The sequence below is a fragment of the Azorhizobium sp. AG788 genome (assembly GCF_943371865.1).
In the GTDB taxonomy this organism is placed as follows: Bacteria; Pseudomonadota; Alphaproteobacteria; order Rhizobiales; family Xanthobacteraceae; genus Azorhizobium.
In genome coordinates, this window is record NZ_CALRWL010000050.1 from 1 (window position 1) to 17423 (window position 17423).

16 protein-coding genes are annotated in these 17423 nt (G+C 68.5%); 7 read left to right on the forward strand and 9 right to left on the reverse strand.

The window, feature by feature from the left end; all coding sequences use genetic code 11:
• Positions 1-64: 64 nt before the first annotated feature.
• Entirely contained in the window at positions 65-1018 is a 954-nt protein-coding gene (locus tag AAG816_RS22210) for an alpha/beta hydrolase (protein WP_341991872.1), read from the reverse strand.
• A 127-nt stretch (positions 1019-1145) separates the two neighbouring features.
• Here AAG816_RS22210 and AAG816_RS22215 point away from each other — a divergent pair, with 127 nt between their 5' ends.
• From AAG816_RS22215 to AAG816_RS22225, 3 genes are all read left to right on the forward strand, one after another.
• Positions 1146-1616, forward strand: coding sequence for a secondary thiamine-phosphate synthase enzyme YjbQ (locus tag AAG816_RS22215; RefSeq protein WP_341991873.1), 471 nt, complete (start codon positions 1146-1148; stop codon positions 1614-1616).
• 172 nt (positions 1617-1788) lie between these two features.
• Positions 1789-2100 (forward strand): 50S ribosomal protein L28, encoded by a 312-nt coding sequence (gene rpmB / locus AAG816_RS22220; RefSeq protein WP_341991874.1) that lies wholly within the window; start codon positions 1789-1791, stop codon positions 2098-2100.
• A gap of 67 nt (positions 2101-2167) precedes the next feature.
• A complete protein-coding gene (locus AAG816_RS22225; protein ID WP_341991875.1) occupies positions 2168-2683 on the forward strand; it encodes a queuosine precursor transporter in 516 nt (171 codons plus the stop codon).
• A gap of 30 nt (positions 2684-2713) precedes the next feature.
• Here the strand turns inward: AAG816_RS22225 and AAG816_RS22230 are convergent, their stop codons facing one another.
• The 3 genes from AAG816_RS22230 to AAG816_RS22240 form a co-directional block, all read right to left on the reverse strand.
• On the reverse strand, positions 2714-4303 hold the full coding sequence (locus AAG816_RS22230; protein WP_341991876.1) for an AMP-binding protein: 1590 nt from the start codon (positions 4301-4303) through the stop codon (positions 2714-2716).
• Positions 4304-4498: 195 nt separating this feature from the next.
• Positions 4499-5089 carry a CAP domain-containing protein gene (locus AAG816_RS22235; RefSeq protein ID WP_341991877.1) on the reverse strand — a complete coding sequence of 197 codons (591 nt, stop codon included), beginning with the start codon at positions 5087-5089 and terminating at the stop codon, positions 4499-4501.
• Positions 5090-5173: 84 nt separating this feature from the next.
• On the reverse strand, positions 5174-7690 hold the full coding sequence (locus AAG816_RS22240) for a DUF3772 domain-containing protein (protein WP_341991878.1): 2517 nt from the start codon (positions 7688-7690) through the stop codon (positions 5174-5176).
• Between the two features lie 349 nt (positions 7691-8039).
• Here AAG816_RS22240 and dapE point away from each other — a divergent pair, with 349 nt between their 5' ends.
• Together dapE and AAG816_RS22250 are read left to right on the forward strand one after the other, a co-directional pair.
• Positions 8040-9230, forward strand: coding sequence for a succinyl-diaminopimelate desuccinylase (gene dapE / locus AAG816_RS22245; RefSeq protein WP_341991879.1), 1191 nt, complete (start codon positions 8040-8042; stop codon positions 9228-9230).
• Positions 9231-9256: 26 nt separating this feature from the next.
• Positions 9257-10039 (forward strand): alpha/beta hydrolase, encoded by a 783-nt coding sequence (locus tag AAG816_RS22250; protein WP_341991880.1) that lies wholly within the window; start codon positions 9257-9259, stop codon positions 10037-10039.
• A 48-nt stretch (positions 10040-10087) separates the two neighbouring features.
• On the opposite strand, the gene AAG816_RS22255 is transcribed toward AAG816_RS22250, so the two are convergent.
• From AAG816_RS22255 to AAG816_RS22275, 5 genes are all read right to left on the reverse strand, one after another.
• On the reverse strand, positions 10088-11074 hold the full coding sequence (locus AAG816_RS22255) for an MDR family oxidoreductase (RefSeq protein WP_341991881.1): 987 nt from the start codon (positions 11072-11074) through the stop codon (positions 10088-10090).
• A 55-nt stretch (positions 11075-11129) separates the two neighbouring features.
• On the reverse strand, positions 11130-11903 hold the full coding sequence (locus tag AAG816_RS22260) for an HpcH/HpaI aldolase/citrate lyase family protein (RefSeq protein WP_341991882.1): 774 nt from the start codon (positions 11901-11903) through the stop codon (positions 11130-11132).
• A gap of 53 nt (positions 11904-11956) precedes the next feature.
• Positions 11957-12958 carry a tripartite tricarboxylate transporter substrate binding protein gene (locus AAG816_RS22265; protein ID WP_341991883.1) on the reverse strand — a complete coding sequence of 334 codons (1002 nt, stop codon included), beginning with the start codon at positions 12956-12958 and terminating at the stop codon, positions 11957-11959.
• Between the two features lie 589 nt (positions 12959-13547).
• On the reverse strand, positions 13548-14552 hold the full coding sequence (locus AAG816_RS22270; RefSeq protein ID WP_341991884.1) for a tripartite tricarboxylate transporter substrate binding protein: 1005 nt from the start codon (positions 14550-14552) through the stop codon (positions 13548-13550).
• Positions 14553-14782: 230 nt separating this feature from the next.
• Entirely contained in the window at positions 14783-15355 is a 573-nt protein-coding gene (locus AAG816_RS22275; RefSeq protein ID WP_341991885.1) for a type 1 glutamine amidotransferase domain-containing protein, read from the reverse strand.
• 255 nt (positions 15356-15610) lie between these two features.
• On the opposite strand from AAG816_RS22275, the gene AAG816_RS22280 reads away from it, so the two are divergent.
• Complete coding sequence (locus tag AAG816_RS22280) at positions 15611-16795, forward strand: pyridoxal phosphate-dependent aminotransferase (RefSeq protein WP_341991886.1); 1185 nt, start codon at positions 15611-15613, stop codon at positions 16793-16795.
• Between the two features lie 68 nt (positions 16796-16863).
• Positions 16864-17352: a lysozyme inhibitor LprI family protein gene (locus AAG816_RS22285; protein ID WP_341991887.1), complete on the forward strand. Its 489-nt coding sequence runs from the start codon at positions 16864-16866 to the stop codon at positions 17350-17352.
• Positions 17353-17423: the final 71 nt, after the last annotated feature.

Below are 17423 nucleotides of genomic sequence, written 5' to 3' on the forward strand. Positions count from 1 at the left end.
GGCTTTGGCCTCGCCACGCTGACGCTCAGGCCTGGGCGAGGCTGCGGCCTCGCCACGCCGAGGTTCAGGCCTGGGTGAGGAACTCCGCGATCCGCGCCCGGCCGCGCTCGGCCAGCGTGCCCACGAAGCCAACGAACACATGGCAGCCGCCGGGAAAGGCCTCCAGCGTGGCCTCATTGCCGCTGGCGAGCCAGCGATTGGCCATGAACAAGCTGTCGTCCAGCAACGGATCCCGCGTCCCCACCGTGAACAGCGCCGGCGGCAGACCCTTGAGGTCCGCCAGCAGCGGCGACACGTCGGGATGGTCCGCCTCCCCCTCCAGGCGCAGATAATTGCGCACGAACCGGGCGATATCGGCGGTGTTCAGCACCAAGGGCGTCTCGCCCCAGTTGCGGGCGCTGGGCGTGAGCCGCAGGTCGAAGCAGCCCGCATGTAGATTAGCGGCGCAGAATGGCATCAGGCCATGGCGATCGCGCAGCCGCAGCAGTGTGGTGACGGCCAGATGCGCCCCGGCCGATTCGCCGCCGATGGAAAAGCGCGTGGTGCCGAACAGGCTCTCGCCCTCCCGCAGCAGCCAGAGCGCCGCCGCCTCGCAATCGTCGGGGGCGGCGGGGTAGGGGATTTCCGGGGCCAGGGCATAATCCACCGACACCACCGCCAGGCCGGCGGCGGCGAGGGGATCGTTCAGTCCGTCATTCTCCCGCGCGGTGCCGATGGTCCAGCCGCCGCCATGGAAATGCAGATAGACCCCGCTGGGCGGACCGTCCGGCATGTAGATGCGCACGGGAATCGGTCCGCGCGGGCCGTCGATGGCGGTGGTGCGGGCGCGCGGGCTCTCCGGCGGCAGCGGGAAGGTGCCCTTGCCATTCAGCCGGGCTTGGCGGACCACCGCCACCGGCACCAGCCCCCGGTCGGGAATCGCGGACAGCGCCTTGATGATGGCGGCGTTGATCATTTTCGTGTCCGCCGCGACAGCAGCGTCGGAAAACAGCTCGGGAGCGATGGAAAGGCTGGGCATGGGCTCCGTTCAAGGCGAGGATTGGCGGCGCCGGTTGCGGTGCGCAATAAGCCTCACCGTGGCGCGGGCCGCGGCCGCTGGCAAGGTGCCGCAAGGCAAGGATGAACGCCCTGAGCAGGAGACCCCAGTGACGCGCACCCGACGCAGCCCCGCGCTCACCGTGCCGCTGGAGATCCAGGCCCAGAGCCTGCTGGAGGTGGACACCTCCGGCCCCGGTTTCACCGAGATCACCCGTGAGCTTCAGGCGTTTCTGACGGAAATCGCCGCCGATCAAGGCCTTCTGACGGTGTTTTGCCGGCACACCTCCGCCTCTTTGACCATTCAGGAGAATGCCGATCCGGATGTGCAGCGCGATCTCCTGATGGCGCTCGATGATCTGGCCCCGCGGGATCGCGGCTGGGTGCACGACACTGAAGGCCCGGACGACATGCCCGCCCATGTGCGCACCTTGCTGTGCGATACGGCGCTGACGATCCCGGTGCTGGAGGGGCGGGCACGGCTCGGCACCTGGCAGGGCGTCTATCTGCTGGAGCATCGCGACCGGCCCCATCGCCGGGAACTGGTGCTGGGCTTTCTCGGACGGGCACGGAGGCGGTAGAAGAGGGCGGCGGAGGCGGCATCCCGGCCGGTGGGGTGCCACTGCGGCTTGACGGCGCCGCGCCCGACCCTTATACGAGCGCCTTCCCGATACAGCGGGTTCGAGCCGACTGTCGCAGATCGCGACGACAGGCTTGTGACCCGCGTCCACGAACCAAAAAAGGACTTCTGCCATGTCCCGGCGGTGCGACCTGACAGGCAAAGGCGTGCAGAGCGGCAACCTCGTGAGCCACTCGAACCACAAGACCCGGCGCCGTTTCCTGCCCAATCTGTGCCAGGTGACGCTCCAGAGCGACGTGCTCAAGCGCTCCGTGCGCATGCGCATCAGCGCCAATGCGCTGAAGTCGGTGGATCACCGCGGCGGCCTCGACGCCTTCCTGGTGAAGGCTCGCGACGAGGAACTGGCGCCCCGCGCGCTGATCCTCAAGCGCCTGATCGCCAAGGCGAAGGCGGAAGCCGCCGCTGAGGCGCCTGCGGCCGCCTGAGGCTGTGGGCCTGTTCCACTCGGTTCTGAAATCTGAACCGCGGGCGTTCGCGCTCGCGGTTTTTGCCATGGGTGCGGCGGTTCTCACCGCCAACATCCTGGTGCAGTTTCCGTTCACGCCGTTCGGGTTGCAGGATTACCTCACCTACGGCGCCTTCACCTATCCGGTGACCTTCCTCATCAATGATCTGACCAATCGCCGCCTCGGTCCGGGGCGCACGCGGCGGGTGATCTATGTGGGGTTTGCGCTCGCGGTGCTGCTGTCGGTGCTGTTCGCCACGCCGCGGATCGCTCTGGCCTCGGGCGCCGCGTTCCTGAGCGCGCAGCTCTTGGATACCACGGTGTTCGACCGGCTGCGCCGCCGCGCCTGGTGGATGCCACCGGCGGTGTCGGGCCTGTTTTCCAGCGCGCTGGATACGGTGGTGTTCTTCTCTTTGGCCTTCGCCGGCACTGGCCTGCCCTGGACCTCCTGGGCCCTGTGCGACTATGGGGTGAAACTGGCCATGCTGCTGGTGTTCCTCGGCCCCTACCGGGTGATCACCGCCCGCATGCCGGCCTGGCAGCCCCGCGCACTGCGCGCCTGAGGGCGCTTCCATCAAGAGAGCTTTGAAGCGTCAGACCTGATCCCGCAGCAGGCGGCGGATGACCTTGCCGGTGGTGGTCATGGGCAATTCGTCCACGAACACGATCTCGCGGGGATATTCATAGGCCGCCAGCCGGGTGCGGACGAAGGCCTGAATGTCGCCCACCAGCGCCGCATCGGGCCGGATGCCGTCGCGCAGCACCAGCACCGCCTTGACGATCTCCGTGCGCAGCTTGTCCGGCTTGCCCACCACCGCCGCCAGTTGCACGGCGGGATGGCGCAGCAGGCAGTCCTCAATTTCGCTCGGGCCGATGCGATAGCCGGACGAGGTGATCACATCGTCATCCCGGCCGAGGAAATGCACATAGCCGTCCTCATCCAGGCGGGCGAGGTCGCCGGTGAGCATCAGATCGCCCAAGGGCGGGCTTTTCAGGAATTTCGCCGCAGTGGCCTCCGGCCGGTTCCAATAGCGCAGGAACATCACCGGGTCGGGCGCCCGCACCGCGATCTGGCCCATCTCGCCAATATCGCACGGCGTGCCGTCGTCGCGGATGATCGCCACGTCATGGCCGGGCAGCGGCTTGCCGGTGGCTCCCGCGCGGGCGATGCCCAAAGCGGCGTTGGAGCCGATGACATAATTGCATTCGGTCTGGCCGTAGAATTCGTTCACGTCCACGCCCAAGGCGGCGCGACCCCATTCGAACGTCTCCGCCCCCAGCGCCTCGCCGGCGGTGCCGAGCGTGCGCAGGTTGAAGCCGAAGGTTTCGCGCGGTGTCGCCACGGCGCGCATCATCTTCAAAGCGGTGGGTGGGATAAAGACATTGCGGACCTGCGCGTCCGCCATCAGCCGGAACGCGGCTTCGGGATCGAACTTGCCCGGCGGCTGCACCACCACCGGCACGCCCAGGGCCAGAGAGGTGAGCATGGTATTGAGCAGCCCGCCGGCCCAGGCCCAGTCCGAGGGCGTCCACATGCGGTCGCCGGGCTGGGGCAGGTCGTCATGGGTGAAGCGCATGCCGGCGGTGTGGCCCAGCAGCACCCGGTGGCCATGCAGCGCCCCCTTGGCGGGGCCAGTGGTGCCGGAGGTGTAGATCATCAGCGCCGGATCATCCGGGCCGGTGGCGACCGTGGCGGACACCGGGCGGCCCCGCGCCACCAGATCGTCAAAGCCCAGGATGCCCGGTTGGGCACCGTCGCGGGAGATGACGAGGGTGAGATGGTCCGGGCGGTCGATGACCTTGGCGAGGCCCGCGGCATCAGCCACCAGGGCCTTGGCGCCGGAATCCTGCAGCCGATAGGCCAGCGCCTCGACCCCGAAGGCGGAGGCCAGAGGCACGGCAATGGCGCCCAATTTATAGACCGCCAGATGGGTGACGAGCACTTCCACGCTCTGCGGCAGCAGGATCGCCACCCGGTCGCCGGGGCCGATGCCGTGGGCGGCCAGCGCGTTCGCGAAGCGATTGGAGGCCTGCGCGATATGGCCGTAGCTCACCGGCGCGAAGCCGGCGTCGCCCTTCACATAGAGCGCAGGGCGGGCGGGATCCTTCGCCGCCCAGCCGTCGCAGGCATGGACCGCCATATTGTAGCGGGAGGGAACGCGCCAGCGGAAGGCGGCGCGCATCCGCGCATATGCGTCGAGATGAGCGAGCATCTCCGTGTGATTAATACGGAGGCACTGGAAGCGCCAGTGCATGTGCGAGATTTTCTCGCCGCGCTGCGGTAGAAACCCCGTTGTCGCAAGGCACGGCCGTTACGGAAGGCCGTGTCTTCACATTTTCGCGGGCACAGCGTCGGGCGGCCTCTGCCGCCTTTCTGGCTATTTGGCGCGGTCGTCCGGGGTGGCCAGCACCAGCGCCCAATAGACCTTGTATTTGGAATTGGGGTTGAAGGCGGTGGCGATGCCCATGCGGGTCACGCCGGCGGCCAGCATGTTCTTGTTGTGCGGCGGGCTGTCGCGCCAGCCGGAGAAGGCTTCCGCCAGGGTGTGATAGCCGGCGCCCACATTCTCCACCGCCACCTTCGGCTTATAGCCGGAGGCATTCATGCGCTGGACGAAGGTGCGTCCGCCCACTTCATGCGACAGGGTGTCGGCCTTGGCCATGGCATTGGCCTGGTCCTGCGCCACCTTGTTCAGGGCCGGATCCACGGAGACCGCGTTCAGGCCCTTGGTGTTGCGATAGTCGGAGAACAGCGAGGCGGCGGCCTCGGGGTCCACCGGCTGGCCGGTCTTTGCGAGGTTTTCGTAGAAGGCCGGCTGCTTCGGCGTGTCTTGCACCGGGGTGCCGCAGCCGGCGAGCGCCAGCGCCGCCAGCACGCAAAAGGGGAGGGCATGGCGGGCGCCGGGACGGCGGGCCAAGGCGGAGGGGCCGCGGCGTGCGCCGGGGACGGGAAAACCGATGTCGCTCATGATCCCCTTTGTGCGGCCCGACAGTTGAAGAAGCGTTAGCAGCGGACGCGACACAGCCGACGGCAGCGTCGCGCGCCGGCCGGATCAGCTGGAGGTGGCGCCGCCGAGCGGCGTCTCGCCGCGGGTCTGCTGCGACGCCCCCTCTGCAGGCGGGGCGATGGCCGGGGGCGCGGTGTCGGACATCGGCGCCGGAGGCACCATGTCCGCCGGTGCCCGGCCCAGCGCCGCCCAGGGCTGGCTGGTCATGGCGATGCCGCTCTTGCGGAAGCGGCTGAGGATGGAGAAATGCAGGTCGCTCTTCACGGTCAGCGCATAGTCCACATTGGCCACGACGCAGCGCAGTTCGAAGGCGATGCCCGCATCGGTGAACTTGATGATGAACACCCGCGGCGGCGGGGTCTGGAGCACTTGCGGATTGTCGCAGGCGGCGGCCACCAGCAGGTCCCGCACCTCTTCCGCATCGGCATCATAGGCCACATTCACCGCCACGATCACCCGGCCGGTGGTGTTGGAGTGGGTCCAGTTCTTGACCATGCCGGTGATGAGGTCCGAGTTCGGCACGATCACCGTGGCGCGCTCGAAGGTCTCGATCTCGGTGGAGCGCACCGAAATGCGCCGGACATAGCCTTCCTCGCCCTTCACATTGATGGTGTCGCCCACGCGGATCGGCCGTTCGGTGAGCAGGATCAGGCCGGAGACGAAGTTGGAAATGATCGCCTGGAGACCGAAACCGATACCCACCGACAAGGCGCCGGCCACCAGGGCGATATTCTCCAGATTGAGCCCGATCTGCCCCATGGCCACCATGATGGCGATGATCACGCCCACATAGCCGATGATGGTGGAGATGGAGGATTGCAGGCTCACTTCCATGCCGGTGCGCGGCAGCAGCTTCACCGACATCCATTTCTGCAGGCCGCGGGCCAGCAGAATGCCCACCAGCAGCAGGCCGATGGCGTAGAGCACGTTCCACAAGGTGATGGTGGTGGAGCCGATATGGATGCCGAAGGTCACCCGGTCCAGCGTGTCCATCACGTCGGAGGAGGACGTGCCCCAGCTGCCGGCCATGATCAGCGCCGCGACGATGAACAGGAACAGCTTCAGCAGTCCCGACACCAACGTGGCGATCACCTCCAGGCTGGCGGGCCGCAGGCCGAGGGTCTTGGAAAAGACGCGGGCGCGGTGGGTGTCCGCGCTGAGGCCCTCGCTGAAGAAGGCGTCGATCAGGCTGTAGAGCACATAGAGGCCCGACAGCACCGCCGCGGCGATCAGCATGCGGGCGGCGATGAAGGTGGCAAAACCCACATAGCCCGCCACCAGGGCACCGCTCATCACCGCGATCACCACCCACAATAAGGTGCGGATCCACGGCACGCCGCTGGTTTCCATATAGGAGCCGGTGGCCGGTGCGGTGGCGGTCTCGGTCGACGGTTCATCGTCCGTCTTGGCCATGGCCACCAGCATCAGGCCGGTGAAGACGCAGGTGAACACCACGATAATGCCGGAGACCAGCACGGTCAGCGCCACCGGCGTGAACAGCGCCCGGTTCAGGGCGTTGAAGAACGAGCCGATGGCCAGCACCCACACCGACCACGTATAATAACGGAAGATGACGTCCGCGGTGGCGTCCGCGAACGGCGGCAGCCGCCGCCAGGACTGCCCCGGTGCCAGCAGGGCGCGGGCCATGGCCCGGCCGATGGCCAGCACGAACACAGACACCACCAGGCCGTGCAGGATCTCCTGGGCACGGGGCGGCACCACGTCGAAGCCGCTGATGAAATTGGTGGCGGCCATGGCCGCGAGCGGTGCCACCAGGGAATCGAACACCGCGACCTTGATCGCCTCGCGGGCGGCCCGCAGCCGGGAGAGGATTTCGCCGTCGGGCGGCGGGGCGCAGCTCAGGCGCCGGCGCAGCAGCCGCCCGGCCCAGACGATGGCGCCGGAAATGGCCACCAGCGCGACGCCGATGCCCAGCAAGGTGAGGATGTCCTGGCGCTGGCGGGCATAGCCCAGCCAGTCGGAGACCAGCAGATTGAGGCTGCGGATTCCCTGGCGCAGCGCCACCACGCCGGTGGTCCACAGGCTCGGGTCGACGATGGAGATGGAGCGTTCGAACAGCTGGCCGGCGAACAGCTCGCGGCGGCGGGTGGAGATGCGATCGGACACCTGCTCGGCCCGCAGCGATAGCGCGCGGTTCTGCTTCACCAGCGCATCGATGTCGCTGCTCAATGCCTGCAGGCGCTCACGGTCGGCGGTGATATTGGCATCTTCCGCCGGGGCGCCGGCGGCGGGGACGGGACCCAATTCCTCCAGCCGCACCTTGGCGTCGGCGGCGCGCGGGGTGAGTTGCTCGCTGCGGACCTGGAGTTCGCGGCGCACCGGATCGAGGCGGGTGCGCAATTCGTCGAGGTCGGGGGCGCGCAGGCCCTCCAGGCCCAGACTGCCCTCGATGCTGTCCAGGGCCGAGCGGTTGGCCTCCAGCCGTTCCCGCGCAGCCTGAGCCGTCGGATCCGCCGCCGGGGCGGCAAGCGCCAGCGGCCCGGCCAGGAGCGACAGGAGCAGAGCCAGGAAAACGGCGGTCCGCGCAATCGCACGCTGCATCAGGAAAATCTCCAGGGGTATCTGTCCCATCCTCCGGGAGGCGGGGCCGGGTGTGAGCAGATACCACCATTGGGTTTGCTTCCCGTAAAGCAAAGCCGATGGCGGCGATCATGAGGGGCACGCCACATCCCAGGTCCGCTGCACACGGTTTCAGCCGTGCCCATGGTCCGTCGAAGGGCGCCGGGGCCGGTGACCCCGGCGGGGGCCTAGGGGGCGAAGGCGGCAGTCTGATGGCGGGGCCGCCGTGCGTCCCGTCCGTGGCGGGGCCCCGCAGGGGAGAAAGCAGTTGACGCCACCGGCGGCGCGCGCGAGGCAAAGCCGTGCCCCGCTGCCGGACTTCGTGACGCCCATGACCCAGACCGCCGCCTCTGAAAATACCGCCGCCGCCATCGCCGCGCTGGCCGATCCCCTGGCCCTCGCCCAGGCGCTGATCCGCGCCCCCTCGGTGACGCCCGATGCCGGGGCGGCGCTGGACGTGGTGGCCGGGGTGCTCACGCGGGCCGGCTACACAGTGGAGCGGCTGGTGTCGGCCACCGGCGGCGTGGCGGTGGACAATCTCTATGCCCGCATCGGCACCACGGCGCCGAACCTGTGCTTTGCCGGCCATGTGGACGTGGTGCCCCCCGGCGATCTGGCCAGCTGGACCCACGATCCCTTCTCCGGCGACGTGGCCGACGGGCAGCTCTATGGCCGCGGCGCGGTGGACATGAAGGGCGCGGTGGGCGCCTTCCTGGCGGCGGCGCTGCGCCATGGTGCGCCCGAGACCGGCAGCATCTCCTTCCTGATCACCGGCGATGAGGAAGGCCCCGCCCTCGACGGCACGGTGAAGGTGGTAGAATGGCTGGCGGCGCGGGGCGAGCGGCTCGACCATTGCGTGGTGGGCGAGCCCACCAATCCCGACGCCCTGGGCGACATGGTCAAGATCGGCCGCCGTGGCAGCCTGTCCGGCGTCATCACCGTCCATGGCAAGCAGGGCCATGTGGCCTATCCGCACCGGGCGGAAAACCCCATTCCCAAATTGCTGCGGCTGCTGGAGTCCCTGACCGCGACGCCGCTGGACGAGGGCTCGGCGCATTTCCCGCCCACCAATCTGGAACTGGTGAGCGTGGACGTGGGCAACCCGGTGTTCAACGTCATTCCGGCCCAGGCGACGGCGCGCTTCAACGTGCGCTTCAACGATCTTTATTCGCTGCCCACCCTGAAGTCGGAGCTGGAGCGGCGCCTGGACGGGCCGGGCCTGACCTATGATCTGGCGTTCCGCGAAGGCCCCAGCGAGAGCTTCCTCACCGCGCCGGGGCCGTTCGTGGACACGGTGCTGGATGCGGTGGCGGATGTGACCGGCCGGCGGCCGGAAACCTCCACCACGGGGGGCACCTCGGATGCGCGCTTCATCAAGGATCTGTGCCCGGTGGTGGAATTCGGCTTGGTGGGCCGCACCATGCACATGTCCGACGAGGCCACCCCGGTGGACGAATTGCTGGCACTGACCGCCATCTATGAGCGGCTGCTGGCCCGCTATTTCGACACCTTCGCCCGCTGATCGCCACACCCCAAGGACCACGCTTCATGGCTTCCGAGATCGAAACGCGCCTCTCCGTGGATGGTCGCGATATTGCCGTGCGCGCTCTGGCGGGGGGCTCCCCCGGCGTCATCTGGCTCGGTGGCTTCCGCTCGGACATGACCGGCACCAAGGCCCAGGCGCTGGCGGATTGGGCGCAGGCGCGCGGCCAGGGCTATGTGCGCTTCGATTATTCCGGCCATGGCGCCTCCAGCGGCGCGTTCGAGGACGGCACCATCACCCAGTGGCTGGCGGACGCCCGCGCGGTGTTCGACCAGACCACCGGGCCGCAGGTGCTGGTGGGCTCGTCCATGGGCGGCTGGATGGCGCTGTTGCTGGCCCGCGCCCTGCTGGCGGCGGGCGACACCCGCCTTGCCGGCCTGGTGCTGATCGCCCCGGCACCGGACTTCACCGAAGAGCTGATGTGGGCCGGCTTTCCCGAGGCGGTGAAGGCGGAAATCCTCGCCACCGGCCGCTATGCCCGGCCCTCGCCCTATGACGGCGGCCCGTTCGTCATCACCCGCGCCTTGATCGAGGACGGGCGGCAGCATCTCTTGCTGGGGGCGCCGTTCCAGGTGGGGTGCCCGGTGCGCATTCTCCAGGGCGCGCAGGATGCGGATGTGCCGTGGCAGCATGCCATGCGGCTGGTGACGTGCCTAGCCGAGGACGACGTGGTGTTCACCCTGGTCAAGGATGGCGACCATCGCCTGTCCCGCCCGGCGGATATCGAGCGCCTCATTGGCCTGCTGGACGATCTGCTGGCGGAACTGGCGGCGGACGCGGCGCGCTGAACCGGCGGGGCGCGCGCGCCCCGCCAATCACCTCAGAGCCTCACGCCCTCAAATGCGCACCACGGTGCGGCCGCGCACCTGCCCGGCGATGATGGCGTCGGCCCGCGCGGGCAGGTCCTCCAGCGCCACCTCCTGGATCATCCCGTCGAGATCGGCGGGGCTCAAGTCCCGCGCCAGCCGCGCCCAGGCGGCTTCGCGCTTGGGCTTGGGCGTATCCACCGAATTGATGCCCAGCAGGCTCACGCCGCGCAGGATGAACGGGAACACCGTGGTGGGCAGATCGGTGCTGCCCGCAAGGCCGCAGGCGGCCACCGCGCCGTTGCCGGCGGTGGAGGCGAGCACATTGGCCAGCACCACGCCGCCCACCGTATCCACCGCGCCGGCCCAGCGCTCCGATTGCAGCGGCTTGCCCGCGGTGGTGAGCAAGGCGCGATCCATGATCTCCGCCGCCCCCAGGCCGGTGAGGAAACCGGCTTCCGCCGGGCGCCCGGTCAGCGCCACCACCCGGTAGCCCAGGCGCGAGAGCAGGCGCACGGCGATGCTGCCCACCCCGCCGGCGGCTCCGGTCACCAGCACCTCGCCGCCTTTGGCGATGCCGGCCTGCTCCAGCGCCATCACGCTCAGCATGGCGGTGAAGCCGGCGGTGCCGATGGCCATGGCGTGGCGGGGATCAAGGCCCTCGGGGAGCTTGACCAGCCATTCGCTCTTCACCCGCGCCCGGGCGGCAAAGCCGCCGGACCAGGTTTCGCCGACGCCCCAGCCGGTGAGCACAACGGGGTCGCCGGGGGTGAAGGCCGGGCTGTCGCTGGTGCGCACGGTGCCGGCAAAATCCACGCCGGGGACCATGGGAAAGGTGCGCAGGATACGGCTCAGCCCCTTCAGGGCGAGGCCGTCCTTATAGTTGAGGGTGGAATAGGCGACATCCACGGTGACGTCGGCGGGCGGCAGGAAGGCCTCATCCACCTGTTCCAGGGCGATGGTCTGGCCGCCGTCGGCCTTGCGCGCGACGAGGGCCTTGAAGGTGTCGGTGCTCACGGGGTGTCTCCTCCAAGGAATGATGGCGGGGGCGCTGCGCGGCGCCCCCGTCGCATCAGCCGGCAAATGACGCGGCGAGCGCGTCGGAACTGCGGGCCAGCAGGCCGGCGTCCGAGCCCACGGCGGTGAACACCGAGCCGGCGGCCATGTAGCGGCGGGCGAGCGCGGCGTCGGGGGTGAGGATGCCGGGGCGGTTGCCGGCGGCGACGATGCGGCGCAGCGCGGCCTCCATCAGGCTGACCATGGACGGGTCGTTCTGGCCCCCCAGATGTCCGAGGCTGGCGGACAGGTCGCCTGGTCCGATGAAGACGCCATCGACGCCTTCCACGGCGCAGATTTCTTCCAGTTCGCCCAGGGCGTCGGCGGTTTCCACCTGCACCAGCAGGCACAGCTCCGCCTCCGAGCGGGCGTGATAATCGGGGATGCGGCCGAAGCGGGTGGCGCGCGAGCCGCCGGCAAATCCGCGCACGCCGCGCGGGGGATAGCGCATGGCTTCCACCGCGGCCTTCGCCTCGGCGGCGGTCTGCACCATGGGCACCAGCAGGGTCTGCACCCCCGCATCCAGATAGCGCTTGATCGCCACCGGGTCGTTCCACGGCACCCGCACGATGGGATGGGCGGCACCGGCGGCGGCGGCCTGCAGCTCGCCATAGACCTGCGGCAGGTCGGCGGGTGTGTGCTCGGTGTCCAGCAACAGCCAGTCGAAGCCGGACCCGGCCAGCAGTTCCACGGTGTAGCTGCTGGGGATGGAGCACCACAGGCCGATCTGCTGTTGGCCAGCATGAATGGCACGCTTGAAGGCGTTCAGAGGCAGGTCTTCGACGGGCATGGGGGCATTCCAGGCGGGGAAGAGGAACCGGTCGATGCAATCGGTAGCAGGCGCTACTGGTTTTGCAACGCCGCCGGCGCCTGAAGGCTGCGGGCGCGTTCGCGCTCCTCGTGCAGCACGCGGGCGAGCTGGCGCGAACTGCTGGCCACCACTTCCGATCCGCTGGCTTGCAGGGCGCTGATCACGCCACGGTCCAGCAGGGCCTCGCGCAACCCCTGCTCCAGCGCCCGCCGGACCTCCGGGCGCAGCCCCATGGGCGCGGCCACCGCCTGCCAGGTGTAGCTGTTCATTTCCGGCAGGCCCTGCTCGGTGAAGCTCGGGACGTTGGGCAGCAAGGCGCGCACATCCCCGTTCGCCGCCAGGATCCGCAATTGATTCGCCGCCACCGTCGGCGCCACGACACCCACATCCAGGAAGGCCGCCTGCACCTTGCGGGCCAGCAGTTCGCCGAGGATGCGGGCGCTGGAGGGGGTGTAAGCGGTGGTGCCGGAGGTGCCGGTGTCGTGCCAGAACTGCCGCAGGGCCAGATCGTTGATGGAGCCGGGCGCCGTGGCGCCGAAGACCACTTCGCGCGGATGGGCCTGAAGATAGGTGATGAAGCTCTGGAGGTCCGCGACCGGGAGGGCGGGATCGACCGCCAGCACCAGGGGGGCTCGGATGGCCATGATCAGCGGATCAAGGTCATGCTCGGGATTGAATTTGCGCTCGGGCCGGTTGGTGGGATCGAACAGCAGCAGGCCGCTGGGGGCGATCAGGAGGGTGTTGCCATCCGCGGGGGCGCTGACCACGAATCGGGAACCGACGCCGCCGTTTTCACCGGTCATGGTCGAGATCACCACCGGCACTTTCATGACGCGGGACAGCGCCGGGGCCAGAATCTCGGCGAGGCGCATGGTCACGCCGCCTGCGGGAACCGGAACCACCAAGGTGATGGGACGGCCGGGCGTGTCCTGGGCCTGCAGCGCGCCGCAGACCAGTCCGTAGCCGAGGGGAACCGCCGCGCACAAGACCACGGCTGCAACCCATGCGGACAAAAGCTTTAGAGGACCCACCACGAACTCCTCCCGCAGTGCGGCAAAATTGGCCGCCCGCTCCTGTCTTGGTCCCCACCACAACACAGGCATATGACTGCAACACTTAAGGCGAGCGCGGTCAAGGAGAGTGTGTCGCTCGCAGACCATGGGGCGTAATAAAATGCGTCTTCTTTAACTGTGTTCGCAAAAGTCTCCCAAGGGGTATCGCCGCGCCGTACTCAATTTGCGGGAGGTGTTTGCATACAAGTTTACTTTGCGGAATGCAGCGGCGGTCGTGCGGCAGCCGGTGGGTGTGGCGCGATCCCCCGGTCGGAGGGAAGGACCACCGGCTTGGGCTCGCGCCGATCCACCTGCAAAGCAGGCGGATCTGAAAATGTGTTCTATATCAATGGGCTGGAGAGTTATTCGCCGATCAGATGGTTTCCATCTGATCGGATCGCGCTCAAGACGGGCGGGATGGGCCGGAACGCGCGGCTGGCACCGTTGGCACGCTGGACGCGGGGAGGCCGGGGCTGCGCGCACCGCTGCCAGGCCCCGGTGCCTTCGCGGCCGGTCGGCGCGGCCGGGCACGAACATCATGCCGGCCCCACGGTGGGGTAGGGCCGAGGGGCTAGCGGGTATTTCCGGTCGGCAAGAGCAAGGAACGCCAGCGGCGGCGCGCATCGCGAAGCGTGCGTGCGAACTGCCGCGAATCCGTGGCGACCACTTCCGAGCCCAGCGCATCCAACGACGCCATCACGCTGCGATCCAAAAGCGCGGCGCGCAAGCCGTCCTCAAGCCGTTTGCGGACATCGGGCGGTAGGCCGACGGGGGCGGCGATCGCCTGCCAGGTGAAAGCGTCCAGGCCCGGCAGGCCTTCCTCGGTAAAGGTGGGGACCTCGGAAAACAGGGGGGTGCGGGTCTCGCTGGTGACGGCGATGGCGCGAAGCCTCCCGGTTTGCACGTCGCCGGCGATGTCGCCCACATTCTGGAACGCGGCGGAGATGGTGCCGTCCACGAGCGCGGCCCTGATGGCACCGACGTCCGCCACATAGGTCATGCGACCCGCCGTGCCGGTTTCGGCCCAGAATTGCGCGGCCAGGAGATCGTTGATGGCACCGGTCCATCGGGCGGCAAAGTTCACGGTGCCCGGCCTAGCCTTCAGATAGGCCACGAACTCGGTCAGGGTGCGCGCCGGGACGGACGGATTGACCACCAGGACATAAGGCGCGCGGACCGCCATGAGGAGGGTGTCGAGGTCGCGCTCGGGCACATAGCCGGCGTCCGGGAGGGCGGCGAAGTCGAACAGGAACAGGCTGCTGGGGCCCAGCAGCAAGGTGTAGCCGTCCGGTGCGGCGCGGACCACGGACCGGGCCCCCAGAAAGCCGCTCTCGCCGGGCCGGCTCACGACCTGAACCGGAACCGACAGCACCCGCGTCAGCCCGATGGCCAAGGCATTGGCGATGCGCGTGCTCATGCCATTGGGCGGCACCGAGACGACGATGGTGATGTCGCGCTCGGGATAGCCTTGCGCCCGGACGGTGCCGGCGATGATCGCAAGGCCCAACAGCGCAAGACCGATCGCGCGGACTGCCGCCAGCAGCCCCGCTGCGACGAGGTGATATGGTCTGCGCACCGGCTCCCCCACTGCCCGCCGACGTCGCCGCCGGCCCCGGTCCCTCCCGCGTGCAAATTTATGACAGATGTGAAGCTTACGCTACACACACGCTTGTGAGAGGTATCATGATGGGCGAAAGTTGCGCTCTGTGGCGAGGCAGGCGTCCGGCGTCGCAATGCCAAGAAAAAGCCCCGGCATATTTGCATGCCGGGGCCGAAGTCATGAACGCTCGCGCTTCAGGTCACGCCTTACTCTGCGGCAGTGCGCTGTCCCGCATGCCGGCCTTCCCCGAATTCCTCGATCATCTTGGCGTTGAACGCCGGGATGTCGCCGGGGTTGCGGCTGGTGACGAGGCCCTGGTCCACCACCACGGCGGTGTCGCTGACCTGAGCCCCCGCATTGGCCAGATCCACCTGGATCGCCTTGTAGCCGGTCATCTTGCGGCCCTTCACCACGCCGGCCGAGATCAGCAGTTGCGGTGCGTGGCAGATGGCGGCCACCGGCTTGCCGGCCTTGAAGAAGGCGCGGGTGAAGGCGATGGCGCTTTCGTTGATGCGCAGGGCATCGGGGTTCATCACCCCGCCCGGCAGCATCAGCGCATCGAACTGCGCCGGGTCGGCCCGCTCCAGGGCCAGATCCACCGCAATGCTGTCGGCGGGTTTGTCGTGGTTGACGCCTTGGACCTTGCCGGTCTCCGGGCTGACGATTTTCACATCCGCGCCGGCGGCCTTGAGGGCCTTCACGGGCTCGGTCAGTTCCACCTGTTCGAAGCCGTTGGCGACGAGAACGGCGATCTTGCGCCCATCGAGACGATTGGCCATGGGATCTCTCCTCTGTTCGTCGTTGATGCTGTCGGTGCGGCGCGCCGGCCGGCCTGGGCCCGGACGATTACGGTCGAATTGACCTGAAATCTGAATCCGGCTCTACACCAAGCGTGAGAGCATGACGTTCCCGTCAGGCTCTGGCGCAGCGCGCGGGGCTGAGCACCGCAGCTGCAAGGACAACCCACAGGCCGGGTAAGGGTTCCTGTTGTGACGCTTGATAGGCGGCGCGGACCCACCCAAGGGGAGACGCTTATGCTGACCACCGTTGCCGACTTCGACCGCATCGGCGAAGAAAACGCCTTCGCCGTTCTGGCCCGCGCCACCGCTTTGGCCGCCCAGGGCCGCGACGTGGTCAATCTCGGCATCGGCCAGCCGGATTTCCGCACCCCCGAGCATATCGTCGACGCCGCCATCAAGGCGCTGAAGGACGGCCATCACGGCTACACCCCCTCGGTCGGCATCCTGCCGCTGCGCGAGGCGGTGGCGCGCGATCTCAACCGCCGCTTCGACGTGGAGGTGGACCCCGACCTGGTGCTGATCGTGCCCGGCGGCAAGGTCACCATGTATGCGGCCATCCGCCTGTTCGGCGAGCCCGGCGCGGAAATCCTCTATCCCGATCCCGGCTTTCCCATCTATCGCTCCATGATCGAGCACACCGGCGCCACCCCGATCCCGGTGCCGATCCGCGAGGAAAACGGCTTTGCCTTCTCCGCCGCGGAGACGCTGGCGCTCATCACTCCCAAGACCCGACTGCTGATCATCAATTCCCCGGCCAATCCCACCGGCGGCGTCACCCCCAAGGCGGAGATCGACAAATTGGTGGCGGGGCTCGCCGCCCATCCCCACGTGGCGCTGATGTCGGACGAGATCTACGACCAGTTCCTGTTCGACGGCGAGCGCCACCAGACCTTGCTGGCCTACCCCGAAATCCGCGACCGGCTGATCCTGCTCAATGGCTGGTCCAAGACCTATGCCATGACCGGCTGGCGGCTGGGCTATTCGGTGTGGCCGAAGGATCTGTACGAGAAGGTGCGCAAGCTGTCGGTGAATGCGTGGTCGTGCGTGAATGCGCCCACCCAGTTCGCCGGCATCGCCGCGCTGGAGGGGCCGCAGGATGCGGTTCATGCCATGCTGGCGGAGTTCGACCGCCGCCGCGCGCTGGTGGTGGCGGGGCTGAACGCCTTGCCGGGCGTCTCCTGCGCCACCCCCAAGGGCGCCTTCTACGCCTTCCCCAATGTGACCAAGACCGGCTGGCCCTCGGCCAAGGCGTTGGCCTCGGCGCTGCTGGAAGAGGCGGGCGTGGCGGTGATCGGCGGGCCGGACTTCGGGGTTCATGGCGAGGGCTATATCCGCCTGTCCTACGCCAATTCGCCCGAAAACATCTCCCGCGCCCTGGAACGCATGGGCGCCTTCCTCGCCCAGCGCAAAGTCGCCTGAGCGCGGCGCCCAAGGCCCTCGGCCGGGGCGCATCCCGGCGCGCCATCGTCCTCCTCGCGGGGATGGTGATGGGCGTGCTCGCATGCCCCGCCACGGCCGCCGAGGAGGGGCCGTGGCGCGAGCCCAATCCCTGCGTCACCGGTAAGCTGCCGACGCCGGACTATAGCCGCTGCCTGTTTGAGGCCACCCAATCCACCGATCGCGCCATGACCGCCGCCTTCGAGGCGGCCATGGCGGTGGTGGAGGGGCGCACCGATCTGGCCGGGGTGCAGCGCGCCCGCTGGAAAAGCCAGTTGGACGAGGCGCAGGTGCGCTTTCTGGTGTTCCGCAATTTCGATTGCCAGAGCGTGGCGCCGTTCGAGGGCCGGCGCGGCATCGGCGATTTCGAGCAGCGCGCGCTGTGCCTGATCGAGAACAATCTGCGCCGCGAGCGCGATCTGCGCGCCCGCTATCGCCCGCCGCCGCAAATGGCGGGGCGAGCGCCTTCCGACCCGACGGAGCGGGCGCGCCTGCATCCCGCCACCTGGACCGGGCCATCGCCGCCGGTGCTGGACTGAGGCCGGTTTGGTGGGGAGGTCCGGCGCCGCTGCTCTTGCATGGGTCGCGTGCATGGCTCAAAGGTGCCGGC